18 protein-coding genes (1 of these 18 cut by a window edge) are annotated in these 18,595 nt (G+C 59.4%); 10 read left to right on the top strand and 8 right to left on the bottom strand.

What is annotated here, in order from left to right; genetic code table 11:
* The 7 genes from nusA to PJU76_RS10605 all read left to right on the top strand — a co-directional run.
* A protein-coding gene (nusA, locus tag PJU76_RS10635; protein ID WP_271779520.1) for a transcription termination factor NusA crosses the window boundary here: on the top strand, positions 1 to 860 show its 3' portion. 622 nt of this gene lie to the left of the window's left edge; only the last 860 of its 1,482 coding nucleotides appear in the window; the start codon falls outside the window, past its left edge; its stop codon occupies positions 858 to 860.
* A 59-nt stretch (positions 861 to 919) separates the two neighbouring features.
* A complete protein-coding gene (gene infB / locus PJU76_RS10630) occupies positions 920 to 3,541 on the top strand; it encodes a translation initiation factor IF-2 (RefSeq protein ID WP_271779519.1) in 2,622 nt (873 codons plus the stop codon).
* 6 nt (positions 3,542 to 3,547) lie between these two features.
* Positions 3,548 to 3,940: a ribosome-binding factor A gene (locus PJU76_RS10625; RefSeq protein ID WP_064219531.1), complete on the top strand. Its 393-nt coding sequence runs from the start codon at positions 3,548 to 3,550 to the stop codon at positions 3,938 to 3,940.
* Complete coding sequence (truB, locus tag PJU76_RS10620) at positions 3,937 to 4,821, top strand: tRNA pseudouridine(55) synthase TruB (protein WP_215861439.1); 885 nt, start codon at positions 3,937 to 3,939, stop codon at positions 4,819 to 4,821. Before PJU76_RS10625 ends, truB begins: the two co-directional genes overlap by 4 nt.
* 37 nt (positions 4,822 to 4,858) lie before the next feature.
* Positions 4,859 to 5,128 (top strand): 30S ribosomal protein S15, encoded by a 270-nt coding sequence (gene rpsO / locus PJU76_RS10615; protein ID WP_064219533.1) that lies wholly within the window; start codon positions 4,859 to 4,861, stop codon positions 5,126 to 5,128.
* Between the two features lie 10 nt (positions 5,129 to 5,138).
* On the top strand, positions 5,139 to 7,217 hold the full coding sequence (gene pnp / locus PJU76_RS10610; protein ID WP_271779518.1) for a polyribonucleotide nucleotidyltransferase: 2,079 nt from the start codon (positions 5,139 to 5,141) through the stop codon (positions 7,215 to 7,217).
* A 176-nt stretch (positions 7,218 to 7,393) separates the two neighbouring features.
* Entirely contained in the window at positions 7,394 to 8,584 is a 1,191-nt protein-coding gene (locus tag PJU76_RS10605; protein ID WP_271779517.1) for a M16 family metallopeptidase, read from the top strand.
* A gap of 2 nt (positions 8,585 to 8,586) precedes the next feature.
* Here the strand turns inward: PJU76_RS10605 and gloB are convergent, their stop codons facing one another.
* On the bottom strand, positions 8,587 to 9,339 hold the full coding sequence (gene gloB, locus PJU76_RS10600; RefSeq protein ID WP_271779516.1) for a hydroxyacylglutathione hydrolase: 753 nt from the start codon (positions 9,337 to 9,339) through the stop codon (positions 8,587 to 8,589).
* Positions 9,340 to 9,447: 108 nt separating this feature from the next.
* Here gloB and PJU76_RS10595 point away from each other — a divergent pair, with 108 nt between their 5' ends.
* The 3 genes from PJU76_RS10595 to dnaQ are packed head-to-tail and all read left to right on the top strand — an operon-like array spanning position 9,448 to position 11,425.
* Entirely contained in the window at positions 9,448 to 10,248 is an 801-nt protein-coding gene (locus tag PJU76_RS10595) for a class I SAM-dependent methyltransferase (RefSeq protein ID WP_271779515.1), read from the top strand.
* Complete coding sequence (rnhA, locus tag PJU76_RS10590; RefSeq protein ID WP_271779514.1) at positions 10,230 to 10,706, top strand: ribonuclease HI; 477 nt, start codon at positions 10,230 to 10,232, stop codon at positions 10,704 to 10,706. The genes PJU76_RS10595 and rnhA overlap by 19 nt, the downstream gene beginning before the upstream one ends.
* Positions 10,697 to 11,425 carry a DNA polymerase III subunit epsilon gene (gene dnaQ, locus PJU76_RS10585; RefSeq protein WP_271779513.1) on the top strand — a complete coding sequence of 243 codons (729 nt, stop codon included), beginning with the start codon at positions 10,697 to 10,699 and terminating at the stop codon, positions 11,423 to 11,425. Before rnhA ends, dnaQ begins: the two co-directional genes overlap by 10 nt.
* Before the next feature lie 72 nt (positions 11,426 to 11,497).
* Here dnaQ and gloA read toward each other — a convergent pair whose 3' ends face one another.
* The 7 genes from gloA to PJU76_RS10550 form a co-directional block, all read right to left on the bottom strand.
* Positions 11,498 to 11,905, bottom strand: a complete 408-nt coding sequence (gene gloA, locus PJU76_RS10580; RefSeq protein ID WP_215849133.1) for a lactoylglutathione lyase — start codon at positions 11,903 to 11,905, stop codon at positions 11,498 to 11,500.
* A gap of 78 nt (positions 11,906 to 11,983) precedes the next feature.
* Positions 11,984 to 13,183, bottom strand: a complete 1,200-nt coding sequence (locus tag PJU76_RS10575) for an argininosuccinate synthase (RefSeq protein WP_271779512.1) — start codon at positions 13,181 to 13,183, stop codon at positions 11,984 to 11,986.
* Positions 13,184 to 13,186: 3 nt separating this feature from the next.
* Positions 13,187 to 14,122, bottom strand: a complete 936-nt coding sequence (gene argF, locus PJU76_RS10570; RefSeq protein ID WP_271779511.1) for an ornithine carbamoyltransferase — start codon at positions 14,120 to 14,122, stop codon at positions 13,187 to 13,189.
* Positions 14,119 to 15,285, bottom strand: a complete 1,167-nt coding sequence (locus tag PJU76_RS10565) for an aspartate aminotransferase family protein (protein ID WP_271779510.1) — start codon at positions 15,283 to 15,285, stop codon at positions 14,119 to 14,121. The genes argF and PJU76_RS10565 overlap by 4 nt, the downstream gene beginning before the upstream one ends.
* Positions 15,285 to 16,511: an aspartate kinase gene (locus tag PJU76_RS10560; protein ID WP_271779509.1), complete on the bottom strand. Its 1,227-nt coding sequence runs from the start codon at positions 16,509 to 16,511 to the stop codon at positions 15,285 to 15,287. The genes PJU76_RS10565 and PJU76_RS10560 overlap by 1 nt, the downstream gene beginning before the upstream one ends.
* Before the next feature lie 165 nt (positions 16,512 to 16,676).
* Positions 16,677 to 17,321, bottom strand: coding sequence for a PIN domain-containing protein (locus PJU76_RS10555; protein WP_271779508.1), 645 nt, complete (start codon positions 17,319 to 17,321; stop codon positions 16,677 to 16,679).
* A 14-nt stretch (positions 17,322 to 17,335) separates the two neighbouring features.
* Positions 17,336 to 18,475: an NAD(P)/FAD-dependent oxidoreductase gene (locus PJU76_RS10550; protein ID WP_271779507.1), complete on the bottom strand. Its 1,140-nt coding sequence runs from the start codon at positions 18,473 to 18,475 to the stop codon at positions 17,336 to 17,338.
* Positions 18,476 to 18,595 lie beyond the last annotated feature (120 nt).

The following is an 18,595-nucleotide window of genomic DNA, read 5'->3' as shown; positions in this document are numbered from 1 at the left end:
TCAAGTTGTTCGCCCAGGAAGTCCCGGAAATAGGGAACGGAATGATCGAAATCATGGGGGCCGCACGTGATCCGGGTTTGCGGGCGAAACTGGCCGTGCGCTCCAATGATCCGCGTGTCGACCCGGTGGGCGCCTGCGTCGGTCTGCGCGGCAACCGGGTGCAGACGGTCATCAATGAATTGAAAGGCGAACGGATTGATATTGTGATCTGGGCGGCTGATCCGGCCAGCTATGTGATCAATGCGCTTTCGCCTGCGGAAGTATCCAGTATCGTGGTGGATGAAAACACGCACAGTATGGATGTGGTTGTTGGTCCGGAGCATTTATCGCAGGCCATCGGGCGGGGTGGTCAGAACGTCAGATTGGCTACGCAATTGACGGGTTGGACTATCAATATTCTGACCGAGGAAGAGGCCCAGGCCAAGCGCAACGAAGAAGAGTCGACCTTCCTCAATCACTTCGTCCAGGAACTGGGGGTGGATGAGGACTTGGCGGGCTTGCTGGTCAGCGAAGGGTTTACCTCTATTGAAGAGGTGGCCTATGTTCCGGTCGCCGAGATGATGGAGATTGAGGGATTGGACGAAAATCTCGTCGGTGAATTGCGGCGCCGTGCGCGCGATGTCCTGCTCAATAAGGCTATTGCCCAGGAAGAGCAGGTGGCACTCAGTGAGCCCGCAGAGGATTTACTGTCCCTGAAAGGTATGGATAGGGGCTTGGCGCACTTGCTGGCCAGTAAAGGTGTTGTTACTTCCGAGGACTTGGCGGAACTGGCTACGAGCGAGCTATGCGAGATGGTCGGTGTGGATGCAGAGCGGGCCAAGGCTCTCATTCTGGAGGCGCGTGCGCCCTGGTTTGTTTGATACAGACCCTGTCCCCGCGACGTATGTCTGCTGGGTAGCGGTTTTGGAGAATGAGGATTATGACGGTAACTGTCGCCAATTTTGCTGCTGAATTGGGTGTAACGAATGCTCGGCTGTTAGAGCAGTTGAACGCTGCGGGCATTCCCAAGAATACGGCCGAGGATGTGGTCACTGAGGATGACAAACATCGTCTTCTCGCTTCGTTGCGCAGTGCGCACGGAGAGGGCGGTGGGGAGTTGCGCCGCATTACACTCAACCGCACCAGCACCACGGAAATAAAACAGTCTGTAGGCGCCGGAAAATCGCGTACGGTGCAGGTAGAGGTGCGCCGCAAGCGAACTTACGTCAAACGAGAAGCAGCGGTCGAAGAGACCGTGGAATCCGCTGTCCCTGAGCAATCTTCGAGTGCTGATCAGGTGATCCCGGTTTTAGTGGGGTCGGCACCGGAGTCTGCGGCAGCTACAGAAGCGGTTTCTACGGGAGAGTCGATGCAGGTGCAGGCACCTGCGGAAGTCGTGGCCGATCAGCCGGCACCTGCGGCGGTGGTGATGGAACCTCTTGCGCAGCAGACCCCTTCGCACGCTGAAGCAAGGCTGGCACCTACAGCTTCGCACACTCCGGAACAGCCTAGTCCTGATCGTAGCCGAGCATCGACAATCAATACGGGTCGCGCACGTCCCGCAGCAGCATTACCGGCCAGCAGAACGCCCGCCGCAGCGACGCCAGCGAAAGGCAAGAAAGCTGGACCGGGGGGCGCGCGCGCCGGGGATGATGATGCCCGCCGCAATGGTGCCGCCCGGCGGGGCGGACGACGTAGTGATGAGGGCGGCAATGCCGATGCATTGGCACGGCGCCGCAAGTCCGGAGATAAACGAAGCCGCGGCAAGGGGGGGGCCGCCATCAGTGAATGGGCGGCAGCACCGGTCATCCGTGAAGTGGCGGTTCCAGAAACGATTACTGTGGGTGAGTTGGCTAGCCGGATGGCTATCAAGGCCACTGACGTAATCAAAACGATGATGAAGATGGGGGTGATGGCCACTATCAATCAGGTGATTGATCAGGAAACCGCCGCCATTGTCGTAGAGGAATTAGGGCACAAGGTGAAGTTGGTGGGAATGACCAGTCCCGAGGCCTTTTTGGTAGAGGATGGGATTGCGGCGACACCGATCATGGGCCGACGCCCTCCGGTGGTGACGGTCATGGGGCATGTGGACCACGGCAAAACATCGCTATTGGATCGGATTCGCTCTGCACAGGTGGCTAGTGGTGAGGCTGGGGGTATTACCCAGCACATCGGCGCTTACCATGTGGAGACGCCCAAGGGGATGGTGACCTTCCTCGATACGCCGGGTCATGAGGCGTTTACGGCCATGCGTGCCCGTGGTGCGCAGGCGACGGACATTGTCGTGCTGGTGGTGGCAGCCGATGACGGTGTGATGCCGCAGACGGTCGAGGCGATTCACCACGCCAAGGCCGCTAAAGTGCCCATCGTGGTGGCGGTTAACAAAATCGATAAGCCGTCCGTAGACCCGGAACGTATACGCCAGGAACTCGCCGGGCATGAAGTGGTACCTGAGGAGTGGGGTGGCGACACTCAATTTGTGAATGTTTCTGCGAAGACCGGGTTGCATATTGATGATTTGCTTGACGCGATTCTGTTACAGGCGGAGATGCTCGATCTGGATGTCCAGGTAAACGGTCCTGCGAAGGGCGTGGTTATCGAGTCCCGGCTGGATCGGGGACGCGGTGTCGTGGCATCTGTGCTCGTACGGCAGGGTACCTTGCATACGGGTGATATGCTTCTGGCTGGAGCACAGTTTGGACGGGTGCGGGCGTTGGTGGATGATACGGGCCGGTCGACACAGTCGGTGGTTCCTGGCATGCCGGCAGAAGTGTTGGGTCTGGGGGATGTACCGCACGCTGGTGATGAGGTGGTCGTGGTTGCCGATGAGCGTAAAGCCCGCGAAGTCGCGCTCTTTCGTCAAGGTAAATTCCGTGACGTGCGTTTGGCGAAGCATCAGAAAGCGACGCTGGAAAGCCTGTTCGAGGCCGCTGCAGATGGTCAGTTGCAGCAGTTGAACTTGCTGATCAAGGCGGACGTGCAGGGCTCCGTAGAGGCTTTGGCCATGACTCTGGAACGCCTTTCCACCGCTGAGGTGAAGGTCAATGTCATTCACTCCGGGGTCGGTGGAATTACGGAGTCTGATGTGAATCTCGCCGCAGCATCTCAGGCGGTTATCATCGGCTTCAACGTGCGGGCGGAAGCGCCTGCCCGGCGTCTGATCGACCATAGCGGTGTGGATGTCCGTTATCACAGCGTTATTTATGATGCGGTGGACGAGGTGAAGGCCGCTATGAGTGGTATGCTCGCTCCCGAAGTCCGTGAGCGCATTCTGGGTCATGCGCAGGTGCGCGATACGTTCCGGGTGCCCAAGGTGGGTATGATTGCTGGTTGTATGGTTACCGATGGTCTCTTGCGGCGTAACGCCAAGGTCCGGGTGCTCCGGCAGGATGTGGTCATTCATACCGGAGAAATGGATTCCTTGCGGCGCTTCAAAGAAGATGTCAAAGAAGTGCGTGAGGGTTTTGAGTGTGGTGTGGGTGTCCGCAACTTCAATGATCTGAAAAACGGCGACGTTATTGAGGCTTTCGAAACCACCGAAGTGGCACGAACGGTCTAGGAGTCGGTGTTGCATAGTTCTCATCGCGCGTATCCGCGCGGCGCCAGGGTGGCCCATTTACTGCGGGAAGAAATAGCAGCGGTGTTGCCGCGCCTGCATGGGATGTCTTCCGACTTGGTGCCGCTGCCCCCCAGTATCACCATGGTGGATTTGCCGGCGGATATGCGCTCGGCGACCGTATATTTTTCGCTGATGGATGGCCCCGGGCGGGCTGGTGCGGTGCGTCAGGTGTTACAGGATCATGCCGGAGAAATCCGTCAGTTACTGGGAAAGCGTTTGGCCTTGCGGCGTATTCCGCCCCTGCATTTTATTTACGATGCGCGTTTTGATCGGGGTGCAGAAATGGCAGAACTCCTGGCACATTTGCCGTCGGCGCAGGAACAAGAGGATCTGCCATGAATTGTCAACATGGTCTGTTACTCTTTGATAAACCTGCAGGACTGACGTCCAATGCGGCCTTGCAGCGGGTTAAGCGCCTGCTCGGCATTAAAAAAGCCGGACATACGGGGAGCCTCGATCCCGTCGCTACCGGACTGCTGGTCTTGCTCTTTGGCGAGGCCACTAAAGTCTCTGATTATATTCTCAACGCGGATAAGTCCTATCGAGCAACTTTGCGTTTGGGGCAAACCACGACAACAGGTGACAGCGAAGGAGAAATTCTCGAAGAGCGGCCGGTCGCCGTCAGCGAAGAGCAGGTGCGTATGATATTGCCGCAGTTTTCCGGTGTGATCGCGCAAGTTCCGCCCATGTATTCGGCGATCAAGCAGGGTGGTAAGCCGCTGTACGAACTGGCGCGCAAGGGCCTGGAAGTGGAGCGGGCGGCGCGGCAGGTACGTATCGATGCGCTCGACCTGGTTTTGTTGGACGGCGACTGTTTGGTGCTGGATGTGCGCTGTTCCAAGGGCACCTATATCCGCAGCCTGGCGGCAGACATCGGTGCGGCACTGGGGTGTGGTGCGCATGTCAACGGCTTGCGGCGGACCTCTACCGGTCCCTTTGATATTACGCAGGCGTTGACCCTGGAAGCGCTTGCTGATGTGCTGGGGCGTGAGGAGTGCCCGCTTAAAGCCATGGATCTGGCTTTAGAATATTTACCGGCGGTGACTCTGACGGAGAACACTGCCTATTATCTGCGTCAGGGACAAGGGGTCGTGGTTGCCCATACACCTGCATCCCTTGGGCGCATTCGCCTCTATGGACCGATGGGGCAGTTTCTCGGTTTGGGAGAGGTCATGGACGACGGAAAGGTGGCGCCTCGCCGCCTCATGAGCGTAAACTAGGGGTTATTGTTTTTAGAATTTTCGAGGAGCAGGAATTATGTCGTTGTCTCGTGATATCAAAGCAGCAGTTGTTCAGGGCTATGCCACCCATGTGGGGGATACGGGTTCTCCTGAAGTACAGGTCGCCCTGCTGACTACCCGTATTGAAGGGCTGGCAGATCACTTTAAGGTCAATAAGCATGACCATCATTCCCGCCAAGGCCTTTTGAAAATGGTTGGCCAGCGCCGCAAATTGCTGGATTATTTGAAGAGACGGGATGTGAATCGCTATCGCACGCTGATCGAACGTCTGGGTCTGCGTAAGTAAGGAGAAGGTTTTGACCATTATTCGGAAAGAAGTAGATTTTGGCGGTCGCCGCCTACAGCTGGAAACGGGCCGAATGGCACGCCAGGCAGATGGTGCGGTACTGGTTTCTAGGGGGGATACGGTCGTTCTGGTAACGGCAGTGGCTCGCCGGGAGATAAAGCCGGGCCAGGATTTCTTTCCGTTAACGGTAAACTATCAGGAAAAGGCCTATGCAGCGGGCAAAATTCCTGGTGGCTTCTTTAAGCGTGAAGGGCGGCCCGCTGAAAAAGAGACGCTGACCTCACGTCTGATCGATCGCCCCATCCGGCCGCTCTTTCCCAAGGGCTTTATGAACGAAGTGCAAGTTATCGCCACGGTATTGTCAGTGGATCGGGATAACGACCCCGATATCTTGGCTCTGGTCGGTGCTTCAGCGGCCCTGGCAATTTCCGGCATTCCGTTCGACGGTCCGATTGGTGCGGCCCGGGTGGGTTATATCGACGGGCAGTATGTGCTGAACCCCAGTTACTCGCAGTTGAGCACCTCGCAACTGGATCTCGTGGTGGCAGGGACCCGGCAGGCGGTGCTCATGGTCGAGTCCGAGGCGCAGCAATTGTCCGAAGAGACCATGCTGGAAGCGGTGATGTTCGGTCACGCGCAATTTCAGCCCGTCATCGAAAGCATCGAAGCGCTGGCGCAGGAGACCGGTAAGCCGCGCTGGGATTGGGTGGCGCCGGTGGCCGATGAAGCACTGGGTATGCAGGTGCGCGAGAAAGCCACACCGCTTCTGCAGGAAGCCTATGCGTTAACGGAGAAGCAGGCGCGCAGCAAGCGACTGGAAGACGTGCAGCAGTCGATGGTGATAGCCTTTGCCGCAGAAGATGCACAGCGCGGCGATCTGGTTCGTGGTCTGTTGAAAAAAATTGAAACCGGCATCGTGCGCGGCCGTATTTTGGATGGCGCGCCACGCATTGATGGTCGGGACAGCAGGACGGTACGCCCCATCACCATTGAGGCGGGCGTATTGCCACGGACCCACGGTTCGGCGCTCTTCACCCGGGGTGAAACCCAGGCCCTGGTGGTGGCGACTTTGGGCACCAAGGGCGATGAGCAGATCATTGATGCCCTGCAAGGGGAGAGTCGTGATCGTTTCATGCTGCATTACAACTTTCCACCGTTCTCTACCGGTGAGACGGGCATGGTAGGTTCCCCAAAACGCCGGGAAATCGGTCACGGGCGCTTGGCCAAGCGGGCGATAGCGGCGGTCCTGCCAAGTAACAGCGAATTTCCGTACAGTTTGCGGGTGGTGTCTGAAGTGCTGGAGTCCAACGGCTCCTCCAGCATGGCGACTGTTTGCGGTGCCTCTCTGGCGCTGATGGATGCCGGTGTACCTCTCAAGGCGCCGGTGGCGGGCGTGGCCATGGGCCTGATCAAGGAAGGTGATCGCTTTGCCGTCCTCACCGATATCCTGGGTGACGAAGATCATCTGGGTGATATGGATTTCAAGGTGGCGGGCACCGAACAGGGGGTGACCGCCCTGCAGATGGATATCAAGATCGACGGGATTACCCGGGAAATCATGGCACAGGCGCTCAAGCAGGCGCTGGCCGGGCGACTGCATATCCTTGGGCTGATGAATGGCGTGCTGTCTATGAGCCGTGGCGAACTGTCTGATTATGCACCGCGTATTATCACCATCCAGATTAATCCGGATCGCATTCGCGACGTCATCGGACCGGGCGGCAAGATCATTCGCGCCCTGACCGAAGAAACTGGTGCGACCGTTGATATTCAGGACAACGGTACGGTAACTATTGCTTCTGTGGACGGTGAAGCCGGCGCCGCAGCGAAGCGGCGTATCGAATTGCTGACGGCGGATGTGCAGGTTGACACCATTTATGATGGCAAAGTGGCCAAGATCATGGATTTTGGTGCCTTTGTGACGATTTTGCCCGGGCGGGATGGCTTGCTGCACATTTCTCAGATCAGCAGCGAGCGGGTGAGTGACGTCCACGATCACCTCAAGGAAGGGCAGGTAGTGTGTGTCAAGGTCTTGGAAGTGGATCGTCAAGGAAAGATCAAACTGAGTATGAAGGATATCCCGCAATAAGTGGTCCGCTGACATCATGGTCAATGTTGTTGAACGCCAATGGGGGTGGATGGGTATGGTCCACCCCCTGCTTTTTATGGTCTTAGAAGGGCCCCCTCTTTGTATACACTCTTTTATAATTTCTTCCTGATATGACATATGCTACTGGATCGCTCCGCACAACGCTGGATAACGGTGTGACGGTGATCAGTGAGCGCCTGCCCGGACGCCGGAGCGTGGCTTTGTCTCTGACCGTCGGCAACGGCAGCCGGGATCAGGCCGTAGACGAAAACGGCTTTGCCCATTTGCTGGAGCACATGCTCTTCAAAGGTAGTACGGAACGCGATGGCGATGCGCTCAATGCGGCGATGGAGTCGTTGGGCGGTACCATCAATGCATTTACGGATCGCGAAAGCACGGTATTTCACGGGACAGTGTTGGCGGAGGATGCCGCTGAAGCCTTTACGCTGCTGACCGAGCTGCTGACGAAACCGCGCTTTGACCACGCTGACCTGCGCCTCGAAAAGCGGGTAGTCGCGCAAGAGGCGGCCATGGCCGCTGAGGATGTGGAGGACTGGGTGCAGGAGCGTGCTCTCGCGGAAATCTGGGGGGCGCATCCCCTGGCCTGGCCGGTGCTGGGGAACGCACAGTGTATCCGATCAGCCAGTCGGAAGCGCTTGCAAGCCTATCATCAGCGGGTTCTCGCCGAATCGCCGCTGATAGTCACCGCTGTCGGGGAAGTGGAACATGCGGCGCTCTGTGCCTGGGGGGCGGCGGCTTTCCGGGGACCGCGGCATGGCACCCGTGCTACCATGCCGGCCCCGCAGTTTCATGGCGGGCAGAAACGCCTGCGCCGCGCCCAGGCGCAACAGGCGCATCTGATCTGGATGGCGCCGGCTTGCAGCGTTGCTGCGGAGGATTACCTGGCTTATGTGGTCGCCAACGCCATATTGGGTGGCGGCACGGCGTCCTATCTGTTCCGCGAACTGCGTGAAAAACGGGGATTGGCCTATCAGGTGTTTTCCCATCTCGACCCCCTCCGAGATTGCGGGGAGTGGACGCTCTATGCGGCTACGCCGGGCGCACAGCAAGCTCAGGCGGCAGAGGCAGTGGCGGAGGTCCTGGCTACATTACTGGAGCACGGACCGCGGCCGGAGGATATGGCCTGGGCGAAGCGCAGTCTGCGGATTCAGCTCCTGTTGGGGCAGGAGGATGCGGAAATGCGCATGAGCCGCCTGACGCGACAATGGCTGTATCTGGGGCGCCTGATTTCGGTGGAAGAGTCCCTCCAGACCCTTGCCGCGGTGGACGCCGATGCCGTGTGGCGGGTTTTGCGTAAGGCCTGGACCGAGCGTTTTGAACTGATGTGCCTGCCGACACGACGCTGAGCTCAGGAAAAATGATCTTTCCAGCGGCGCAGCGTGCTGAAAACGCGGACAGGGTCGTCGCCGGTGTCGGGATCGAAGGTGTTGGCACTGCGGATCAACGCGGGTTCATGGCAGCGTAGGAAAGGGTTGCTGGCGCATTCCAGGGCCACGCTGGAGGGTAAGGTGGGTGCGTTGCGCGCGCGCTGTGCGGTGGCCATTTCTTGGCGCTGGGCTATGATCGGATTCTCCGGATCGACCTGTGCCGCGAAGCGCAGATTGCTGAGGGTGTATTCGTGGGCACAGTAGACGGCGGTATCCCCCGGCAATCTGGCGAACTGTTGCAGACTGTGGAACATCTGCGCTGCGGTGCCCTCAAAGAGGCGCCCGCAACCGGCGGCGAAGAGGGTGTCTCCGCAGAAAAGCGCGTCTTCCCAGACGTAGGCGAGATGATCGCGGGTGTGGCCGGGCACTTCCAGCACGGTGAGCGACTCCTTGTCCAGCGCCAAGAGGCCCGCGCGGACAGTGTGGGTGAGTTGCGGGATGCGCTGGTTGGCGCCATAGACCGGTATGCGGAAACGTTGCACCAGTGCTTCCACGCCACCGGTGTGGTCCGCATGATGGTGGGTGCAGAGAATGGCGCTGGGACAGCGCTGATGTTCCGCGCACCAGGCGAAGACGGGATCGGCGCAACCGGGATCGATAATCCATGTGCCTTTGGGTGTTTCTGCGATGTAGATGTAGTTATCCGTGAAGGCGGGGATAAAATGGATGGGCATTTTTGCATCTCGCTACGGGCAAGGTACCATAGGCCCATTATGGCATTGAATTGGGGTACCCGACGCTAGTGTTTTCTTTTTCTGCCGCTGCAAGGCCGTTGCGCTGATATGCAGAGCCTGGGACGTCGCAGTCGACCGCGGGCGCGTCGTGCCGCCATCTGGTGGGATGGGAGCAGCGGTCGTCTCTTGCTGGACCGCGCCCGGGATATTCTGCCGCGCTGGGTAGAACGTCTGCAACCGGAGACTATTCTGCAACTCGGGCAACCCGTTTTCTGGGGACTGCCGCCCGGCCACGAGCACACCTGGGTGCTGCTCAATGATGGCTTTGTCTTGCCCGTCGACGAGTATCTGCAAGCCTATGGCGCCTGTGAGGCGATGCCCTTTGCGGCCATGCGTTTCGATTTGGTTATCATCCCTTTCTGTCTTACCCGGATAGCCAATCCGCAGGCGGTGCTGGAGGAGTGCTGGCGGGTGCTGCGCCCCGAGGGCCATGTGCTGATTATGGATTTCAACCCAGGGGGTAGTCTGAGTGTGGTCCGCCGCTGGCACCTCTGGCGCCGGGACCGCGCCTGGCCATGGCGACGTCCCTTTCTGCCTCTGGGACGACTGCGTACCCTGCTGGAAGAGCAGGATTTTGTGCTGCGCGAGGGACGCTACTTTCAATATTCCGTGCCGGGCCTGAAGCGCAATGCGCAATGGATGGAACTGATGGGCGATCGCTGGTGGCCGGCAGGAGCCAACGCCTATTTGTTGCTGGCACAGCGGCGTGATCCCGGGCGTCCGCTGATCGGCGCGCTACGTCCGCTCAATTTGCGTTCCGGGCGTCAAAAAGTCCGTTCCGAAGCGCCCGTTGCTTATGATGTCACAAATCCTGCCGAGAACCCTGCATCATGCAAAAAAAAATCATAGAATTGTTTACCGATGGGGGGTGCCGCGGTAATCCGGGTATGGGGGCTTGGGGTGCGTGTCTGCGGCTGGCAGAGCAGGAGAAGGTTTTATGGGGCTTCGTTCCGGAAACGACGAACAACCGAATGGAGCTGACCGCGGCTTTGCGCGGCCTGGAGGCACTCAAGCGTCCCAGTGTCGTGCGGGTAGTCAGTGATTCCCGCTATCTGCGCGATGGTATGACCCAGTGGCTGGCTGGCTGGCAACGCCGAGGCTGGCGGACCGCGGGTGGGGATGCGGTCAAAAATCGGGATATCTGGGAGCCGTTGGCGGCCATGGCGGCACGTCACGAGATCCAGTGGGAGTGGGTGAGAGGACACTCGGGGCATATCGAGAATGAACGGGTAGACGCGTTGCTGAATCTGGTCATGGATCGGTATGCAGCGGGCAGGCAGGTGCAGGAGGGCGAAGGATGGCTGTGAGGCAGGTGGTGCTGGATACGGAAACCACGGGCATCGACTGGAAGCAAGGGCATCGGGTAATTGAAATCGGGGCCGTGGAGCTGATCGACCGGCGGGTGACGGGGGTGCATTACCAGCAATATCTCAATCCGCAGCGCAGCAGTGATCCCGAGGCCTTGCGGGTGCATGGACTGACCGCCGAGTTTTTGCAGGATAAGCCGGTTTTCGCTGAGGTCGCGGACGCTTTTCTGGACTTCCTGGGTGACGCGGAACTCATTATTCACAACGCGCCTTTTGATCTGGGTTTTTTGAATCATGAACTGCAACAGGCGAAAAAAGCACCGTTGCGGCAGGCGATAATGGATACCCTGGTGGATGCGCGCCGCCGCCACCCCGGCCAGAAAAATGATTTGAACAGTTTGTGCCGACGCTATAGTGTGGACAACAGTCGTCGTGATCTGCACGGGGCTTTGCTGGACTGTGAGATACTCGCGGAAGTCTACCTGGCGATGACCGGTGGGCAGGTGGATATGATGGGCCTTATAAGCACCATCGCGCTGCCGTCAGAGGTTCCGGCAGCCTCGCCGCCTAGCTCTGCTGGCGTCGCGCCGCTGGTTGGCCCGGTGTCTTTGCAGCGCAAGACTGCACTGCGGGTAATTCGTGCCAGCAGTGCAGAGGTCGCCGCACATCAGCAATATCTGCAAAATATGGGATCGACCGCTTTATGGCATGATGAGTGACCCCTGGACCGTCCGCATCTTGGCGGTGCGGTCGCCTAATACGGGTGCTTGACACCGGCCAAGGCGCTTTGCTCAGGCTGGATGCTCGGCGAAATCTGCGTTCTTTTCGATGAGCTCAATGCGGTAGCCATCTGGGTCTTCGACGAAGGCGATAACCGTACTGCCATATTTCATGGGGCCGGCCTCGCGCACGACCTTGCCGCCATGCTGACGGATGGCGTCGCAGGCCGCTGCAGCATTCTCGACTTCCAGGGCGATATGTCCAAAGGCTTCGCCAAGGGCGTAATGGTCCACTCCCCAATTGTAGGTCAATTCGATCACGGCACCGGCGCTTTCTTCCTGATAACCGACGAAGGCCAGAGTGAATCTGCCTTCGGGGTAATCCTTGCGACGCAGAAGACGCATGCCAAGTACTTCTGTATAAAAAACAATGGCGCGATCCAGGTTTCCAACGCGCAGCATGGTGTGCAAGAGACGCATGATTTCCTCCTCATGTTGGGCGAATGATAGTCCGCAAGCGCCACCCCGGTGGACGACCCTTTACGCGGACTGCTGAAATTAACCCTGCAAACGCTTTTCGATGCGCAGACGCAACGCGTTGAGCTTGATGAAGCCCTCGGCATCTTTCTGGTTGTAGGCGCCGGCATCATCTTCAAAGGTGGCGATGCGTGGATCAAAGAGACTCTCCTGCGACTGCCGTCCCACCACCATACAACTCCCTTTGTAGAGTTTGAGGCGCACCACGCCATTGACCAATCGCTGGGTCTGATCGATGAGCGTCTGCAGGACGCGGCGTTCTGGGCTCCACCAGAAGCCGTTGTAGATGATGCTGGCGTAGCGAGGCATGAGCTCATCCTTGAGATGGGCGACTTCCCGGTCCATGGTGATGGATTCGATAGCGCGATGGGCCTTGAGCAGAATGGTGCCGCCGGGGGTCTCGTAGCAGCCCCGGGATTTCATGCCGACGTAGCGGTTTTCGACAATATCCAGGCGCCCGATGCCATGCTCGCCGCCGACGGCGTTGAGGTGCGCCAGCAATTGCGCGGGATTGAGCGCTTCGCCGTCGATGGCGATGGGGTCGCCGTGCGCGTAGGTGATCTCCAGATAACGGGGCTGATCTGGCGCTTGCTCCGGCGCCGTGGTCCAGCGCCACATGCCGTCTTCGGCTTCCGCCCAGGGATCTTCGAGAACGCCACCTTCGTAGGAAATATGCAGCAGGTTGGCGTCCATGGAGTAGGGGGATTTCTTGCCGTGGCGTTCCACCGGGATGCCATGCCGTTCGGCATAGGCGAGGAGCTTTTCGCGGGAGTTCAGGTCCCATTCCCGCCAGGGGGCGATCACCTGAATGTTCGGATTGAGGGCGTAGGCCCCCAGCTCAAAACGCACCTGATCGTTGCCCTTGCCGGTGGCCCCATGGGCGACGGCATCGGCACCCACGTCGACGGCGATTTCCACCATGCGCTTGGCAATGAGGGGCCGGGCGATGGAGGTCCCCAGCAGGTACTCGCCCTCGTAAAGGGTGTTGGCGCGGAACATGGGAAACACGTAATCACTGACGAATTCCTGGCGCAGATCATCAATGAAGATTTCCCTGGCGCCGAGCTTCTCGGCCTTGGCGCGTGCCGGTTCCAGCTCTTCACCCTGGCCGATGTCGGCGGTGAAGGTGACCACATCGCACTGATACTGATCTTGCAACCACTTGAGGATGACCGAGGTATCCAGACCACCGGAATAGGCGAGAACGACTTTCTTGACCATGCATCAATCTCCTTGCAGTGCGGCCACGGGGCCGATGCCAAATAATAATTCCATCAGGGCTTTCTGGGCGTGCAGGCGGTTTTCCGCCTCTTCCCAGACGACAGACCGGGGTCCGTCGATGACTTCGGCGCTGACCTCTTCGCCACGGTGGGCAGGAAGGCAGTGCATGAATAAGGCGTCCGCCGCGGCGGCGGCCATGAGGGTGGCGTTGACCTGGAAAGGGGCGAGAATCGCCTTGCGTGCGGCGGCCTCTTCTTCCTGACCCATGCTGGTCCAGACGTCGGTGACGATCAGGTCGGCACCGCGCACCGCGGTCACCGCATCATGCAGGATCGTGACGTGATTACCGCCGGTCTGCCACATCGCGGCGGTCGGTGCATAACCCGCCGGGCTGCCGACGCGCAGTTGAAAGTCGAAAATCCGCGCGGCTTCCATCCAGGAGTGGGCCATATTATTGCTGCCGTCGCCGATATAGGCCACGGTCCTGCCACGCAGGTCACCCCAATGTTCCGTCGCCGTCATTAGGTCGGCGAGGAGCTGACAGGGGTGGTGGTCGTCGGAGAGCCCGTTGATCACCGGCACCCGCGACGCGGCGGCGAAGCGGATGAGATTGTCGTGACCGAAGGTGCGGATCATCACCATATCGACCATGCGCGAGATCACCCTGGCGGTGTCCTCGATGCTTTCGCCGCGCCCCAGTTGGGTATCCCGTGGCGAGAGGAAAAGGGCATGGCCGCCCAGTTGCGCCATGCCCGTCTCAAAGGACACGCGGGTGCGGGTGGAGGATTTCTCAAAGATCATCGCCAGTGTCCGGCCCGCGCAGGGGGCGTAGCGCTCGCCCGCACGCTGGATTTTCTTCAGGGCGATGGCGCGCTGCAGGAGCGCTCGCAGTGCGCTGGGGCTGAGATCGGAGAGACGCAAAAAGTGACGGATATTCATGATGCGGATTCCAGAAGGCTGGCGAGGCCAGCGACGAGGAGGTCGATTTCTGCCTCTTGCAGAATCAGCGGCGGCAACAGACGAATCACCCGTTCGGCAGTGACGTTGATGAGCAGGCCCGCCTCCAGGGCACGTTCCACCAGCCGTTCGGGCTTATGGGCCAGTTCGATACCCACCATCAGACCCATGCCGCGCACCTCCACCACCTCGGGGTGCTGGCCGAAGCGTTCGCGCAGACGCTGGCGGAGCAGGCCCCCCATTTGTTCCGCATGGGCGGGGATGGCCTCTTGCCGCATGGTGTCGAGCACGGCCTGGGCGGCGGCGCAGACCAGCGGCCCGCCACCGAAGGTGGTGCCGTGTTTGCCCGGTCCGAAGAGCGCGGCGGTCGACTGGCGAGCGAGCATGGCGCCGATGGGTACCCCATTGCCCAGTCCTTTGGCGAGGCTGAGCACGTCGGGCAGCAGACCAGGAATCTGCTGGTAGGCGAAGAAGGTCCCGGTACGGCCGATGCCCGTCTGCACTTCGTCCAGCATCAGGAGTAGTCCATGCGCGTCGCAGACCTCCCGCAAACCCGTCAGAAAACCTTCAGGCGCCGGGCGTACACCGCCCTCGCCCTGCACCGGTTCGACGAGAATGGCGCAAATGCCAGGGTTGGCGGCAACCAGCGCGCGGACGGTGTGGAGATCGCCATAAGGGGCGCGCACAAAGCCCGGCACCAGGGGATCGAAGCCTTCCTGGATGCGAAAATTACCGGTGGCCGTCAGTGTCGCCAGAGTGCGGCCATGAAAAGCGTTGCTGAATACCAGAATCCGCGGTTCGGCGATGCCTTTGCCATGACCGTGGAGACGGGCGATTTTGATGGCCGCTTCATTGGTCTCGGCGCCGCTATTGCAGAAAAAGGCCGCATCCATCCCACTGATCGTGCAGAGGGTGTCAGACAGTTTTTCCTGCGCAGGGATGTGGTAGAGATTGGAGGTATGCAGCAGTTGGCCGGCCTGGGTCTGCAGGGCGCGGGTCACGGCTGGATGGCTGTGACCCAGGCCACAGACGGCGATCCCTGCCAGGGCGTCCAGATAACGGCGCCCCTCGGTATCATAGAGCCATACCCCCTCACCCCTTGCAAAAGCGACTGGCAGCCGGGCGTAAGTGGACATGAGTGGCATCAGGCTGCTGCCCCCCCGTCCAGGGCAAAAGCCGCGTGCAGCGCCCGCACCGCGAGTTCTAGATATTTTTCTTCGATGACGACGGAAATCTTGATCTCGGAGGTGGAAATCATCTGGATGTTGATGTTTTCCCGCGCCAGCGTTTCGAACATGGTGGCGGCGATACCGGCATGGGAGCGCATCCCGACGCCCACCACGGAAACCTTGACGATATGGGTATCGCCCCGCACGTCCTCGGCGCCGAGTTGCTGGGCCACGCTCTGGAGAATACCCTGGGTCTTGGCGAAATCATTGCGGTCCACCGTGAAGGTGAAGTCGGTTTTACCCGCCTCCGAAATATTCTGGAGGATCACATCCACATTGATATTGGCCGCAGAAATTGGGCCCAGAATGGCATAGGCGATGCCCGGATGGTCGGGCACGCCGACGACGGTGATTTTCGCCTCATTGCGGGAGAAGGCGATGCCGGAGACGCGGGGAGCTTCCACAGAATTTTCCTCATTGGTGACCAGGGTGCCGGGTCCATCCTGAAAAGACGACAAGACCCGCACGGGAACATGGTATTTCATGGCGAATTCGACGGAGCGGGTTTGCAGAACCTTGGCACCGAGGCTGGCCATTTCCAGCATTTCTTCAAAGGTGATGCGATCCAGACGGCGCGCCCGGGATTCCACCCGCGGGTCGGTGGTGTAAATGCCGTCCACATCGGTGAAAATGTCGCATTCATCGGCATGCAGGGCGGCCGCCAGGGCCACGGCGGTGGTATCGGAACCACCGCGACCCAGGGTGGTGATATTGCCATGCGGATCGACCCCCTGGAAGCCCGCCACGACCACAATCTTGCCGGCATCCAGTGCCGCCCGGATCTTGTGATCGTCAATATGCTCGATGCGCGCCCGGTTATGGGCCGAATCGGTCATGATGGCGACCTGCCCGCCGGTGAACGAAACGGCGGGTTGACCGATACCCTCCAGCGCCATGCTCAGCAGCGCGATGGTCACCTGCTCGCCGGTGCTGAGCAGGGTGTCCAATTCACGTTCCGCCGGGGCATCGGCCAGGGCGCGCGCCAGTTGCAGGAGTCGGTCCGTCTCGCCCGACATGGCGGAAACCACCACTACCACCTGATGACCGGCGCGATGACTGGCGGTGACCCGTTCCGCGACGGCCCGGATGCGTTCCACGCCGCCCACGGAGGTGCCGCCGAATTTCTGTACGATGAGTGCCATTTTCAGTGATTTTATGAAAAATTAAGGGCAAATGATAAATCGTTGCGGCGGGGTCTGTACAGGACGAACTGCGGACGCCCTTTGCGGAAGCCGTTTGGCGGCGCTGTGCCGGTAAGGCCTTCTGGTGGTAGGCGTGCGGGGGCGCCAAATGAGGTAAGAAAGATCCTATGGTTCGGCAGGATGATGGGCGCGACGGTGGGAGCGGAAATGTCTGCCCACCAGAATGAGGAACTGGATGGTCTGCTGGGTTTCGGGTTGTTTGATGATCTCCCAGAGGCCACCTACGCCTCCCTTGGGTGCGGGGACATGGGCGGCTTCTTCAGCGGCGCTGGCGAGAGACTGGAGGAGATCCGTAATGGCATGGGTCTTTTCGATCTGCTCGGCTATCTCTAGCAGGCGTTCCGCCGTGCCTGCGCGCGTGATGCGGTCCACCAGACGGAGGATATCCCCCACCATGCCAGCCATCCGGCTGATCATCTCGTCACTCATGGCATCCTGTGCCGCCCCGGCCAGGCGCGCGAGGTGGACGAGTCGCTCCAGATCGCCGTTCTCCACCAAAGTCGTGATGGTGGGCAGGGCCTTGACCACGCCGGAGCGGATGACCCGATCCAAGAGATCCAGACCGTCACCGGTCATGGCGGAGAGGCGACTGACCATCTCATCGCTCATGGCATCCTGGGCAGAGCCGATCAACCGTGCGAGGTGGACGAGGCGGTCAAGGTCGCCATTGTTGATCAACTCGGTCAAGGCCTCCTGGGCCCGGCTCGGTTCGGTATCGTGGGTATGGTGTTCTGGGATTGCGGTAGCCATGCTGTCCTCCCTTCTTAGAGTAAGCCACGGGCAGTCGCCCAGTAGAGCTGATTGTAGGCCATCTTGAAGGCATGGACTGCACCGGTGGGCGCTTTGGGCTGGGGCGGCGTCTTGTAGTTGAACGAAGCATAGGTGGCGCGATCCTTGCCCGCCTCAATGAAGCAGAAGACCTTGCCGTCATATTCCCGCACCGGGCACCCGATCTTGATCAAGGCCGCGACATTCTCGGCGGCGACTTCTGCCTCATAATGGGCGGTGGAGCCGGCCTTGCTGATGGGAATATTGGTGGTATCGCCCAATACCAGAACATTTTTACCATATTCACCTTCCATATGCAGGCTGTTGCGATTGGTGGGGATCCAACCGTTTTCACCAAGACCATTCTTCTCGATAACTTCCTGACCCCTGTGCGGCGGGACTGCCACCAACAGGTCGTATTTCACGGTACCACCTTCCTCGCTGAGGACGGCAGCATTTTTGCCATCCACCTCCTTCATGTTGAACAGGGTTTCATATTGGATGCCCATACGGTCGAATTCCGGCGCCGCCCACTTGGCGACATTCTCCAGGCTATGGACGCGACCGATGGGATAGGTGTAGTAAAACTCCGTCTTGTCCAGCAGACCGCGATCCTTGATGAAGTCGTGTATGGCAAAGGTGATTTCCAGCGGAATCATCGGACATTTGTGCGGCAGGCCCACGGTGATGACGATGCGGCCGCCCTTGAACGTCGACAGTTGCCTGAAAAAGTTCAGCGCGTCATCCGCCGTATAGCAGTGGATAGAGTTCTCCCGGAGGCCGGGGATGGTCTCTGGCGTGGGCCGGGAACCTGTGGAAATGACGATGAGGTCATACTCATGGACCTTGCCGCTCTTGCATTTGACGTGATTCTCGGCGAGGTGGAACTCCTCCACCGGGTCCACATGGAACTCGATGCCGGGTTCCAACAGGCTTGCTTGCTCACGGACCAGTTCATCCGGGGTGACACGGCCCATGGCCACATATAACCAGCCAGGCTGATAGACGTGCTCGTGACTGGCCGAGAGCATGGTGATCTGGATCTTGCCGACCTTTATTTCATGAGGGAGACGGCGGGCCAGATGGTTGGCAAAAATAGTACCACCCATACCGCCGCCGATGACGAGAATTTTCATGCAGCACTCCTTTGTAATTAGTTGGTTACCTTACATTGGTTAATAGATCCTGTTCATACTGCGCAATTGGTTCACGGCCATCGCATATGCAAATCCTAGTGGAAACGCTCCCTGAAATGG

This window comes from Acidithiobacillus ferriphilus (assembly GCF_028215975.1).
GTDB classification, from domain to species: Bacteria; Pseudomonadota; Gammaproteobacteria; order Acidithiobacillales; family Acidithiobacillaceae; genus Acidithiobacillus; species Acidithiobacillus ferriphilus.
Note: the sequence above shows the minus strand (reverse complement) of the source record. Positions and strands in the feature narration are given on the sequence as shown.

Coding starts and splice junctions, on each gene's coding strand:
- truB (WP_215861439.1), top strand. CDS start 3,937: ATGAATTGTCAACATGGTCTGTTACTCTTTGATAAACCTGCAGGACTG.
- PJU76_RS10555 (WP_271779508.1), bottom strand. CDS start 17,321: ATGGCTACCGCAATCCCAGAACACCATACCCACGATACCGAACCGAGC.
- dnaQ (WP_271779513.1), top strand. CDS start 10,697: ATGGCTGTGAGGCAGGTGGTGCTGGATACGGAAACCACGGGCATCGAC.
- gloA (WP_215849133.1), bottom strand. CDS start 11,905: ATGCGTCTCTTGCACACCATGCTGCGCGTTGGAAACCTGGATCGCGCC.
- PJU76_RS10575 (WP_271779512.1), bottom strand. CDS start 13,183: ATGGTCAAGAAAGTCGTTCTCGCCTATTCCGGTGGTCTGGATACCTCG.
- infB (WP_271779519.1), top strand. CDS start 920: ATGACGGTAACTGTCGCCAATTTTGCTGCTGAATTGGGTGTAACGAAT.
- PJU76_RS10560 (WP_271779509.1), bottom strand. CDS start 16,511: ATGGCACTCATCGTACAGAAATTCGGCGGCACCTCCGTGGGCGGCGTG.
- PJU76_RS10595 (WP_271779515.1), top strand. CDS start 9,448: ATGCAGAGCCTGGGACGTCGCAGTCGACCGCGGGCGCGTCGTGCCGCC.
- argF (WP_271779511.1), bottom strand. CDS start 14,122: ATGAATATCCGTCACTTTTTGCGTCTCTCCGATCTCAGCCCCAGCGCA.
- PJU76_RS10550 (WP_271779507.1), bottom strand. CDS start 18,475: ATGAAAATTCTCGTCATCGGCGGCGGTATGGGTGGTACTATTTTTGCC.
- rnhA (WP_271779514.1), top strand. CDS start 10,230: ATGCAAAAAAAAATCATAGAATTGTTTACCGATGGGGGGTGCCGCGGT.
- gloB (WP_271779516.1), bottom strand. CDS start 9,339: ATGCCCATCCATTTTATCCCCGCCTTCACGGATAACTACATCTACATC.
- rpsO (WP_064219533.1), top strand. CDS start 4,859: ATGTCGTTGTCTCGTGATATCAAAGCAGCAGTTGTTCAGGGCTATGCC.
- PJU76_RS10565 (WP_271779510.1), bottom strand. CDS start 15,285: ATGCCACTCATGTCCACTTACGCCCGGCTGCCAGTCGCTTTTGCAAGG.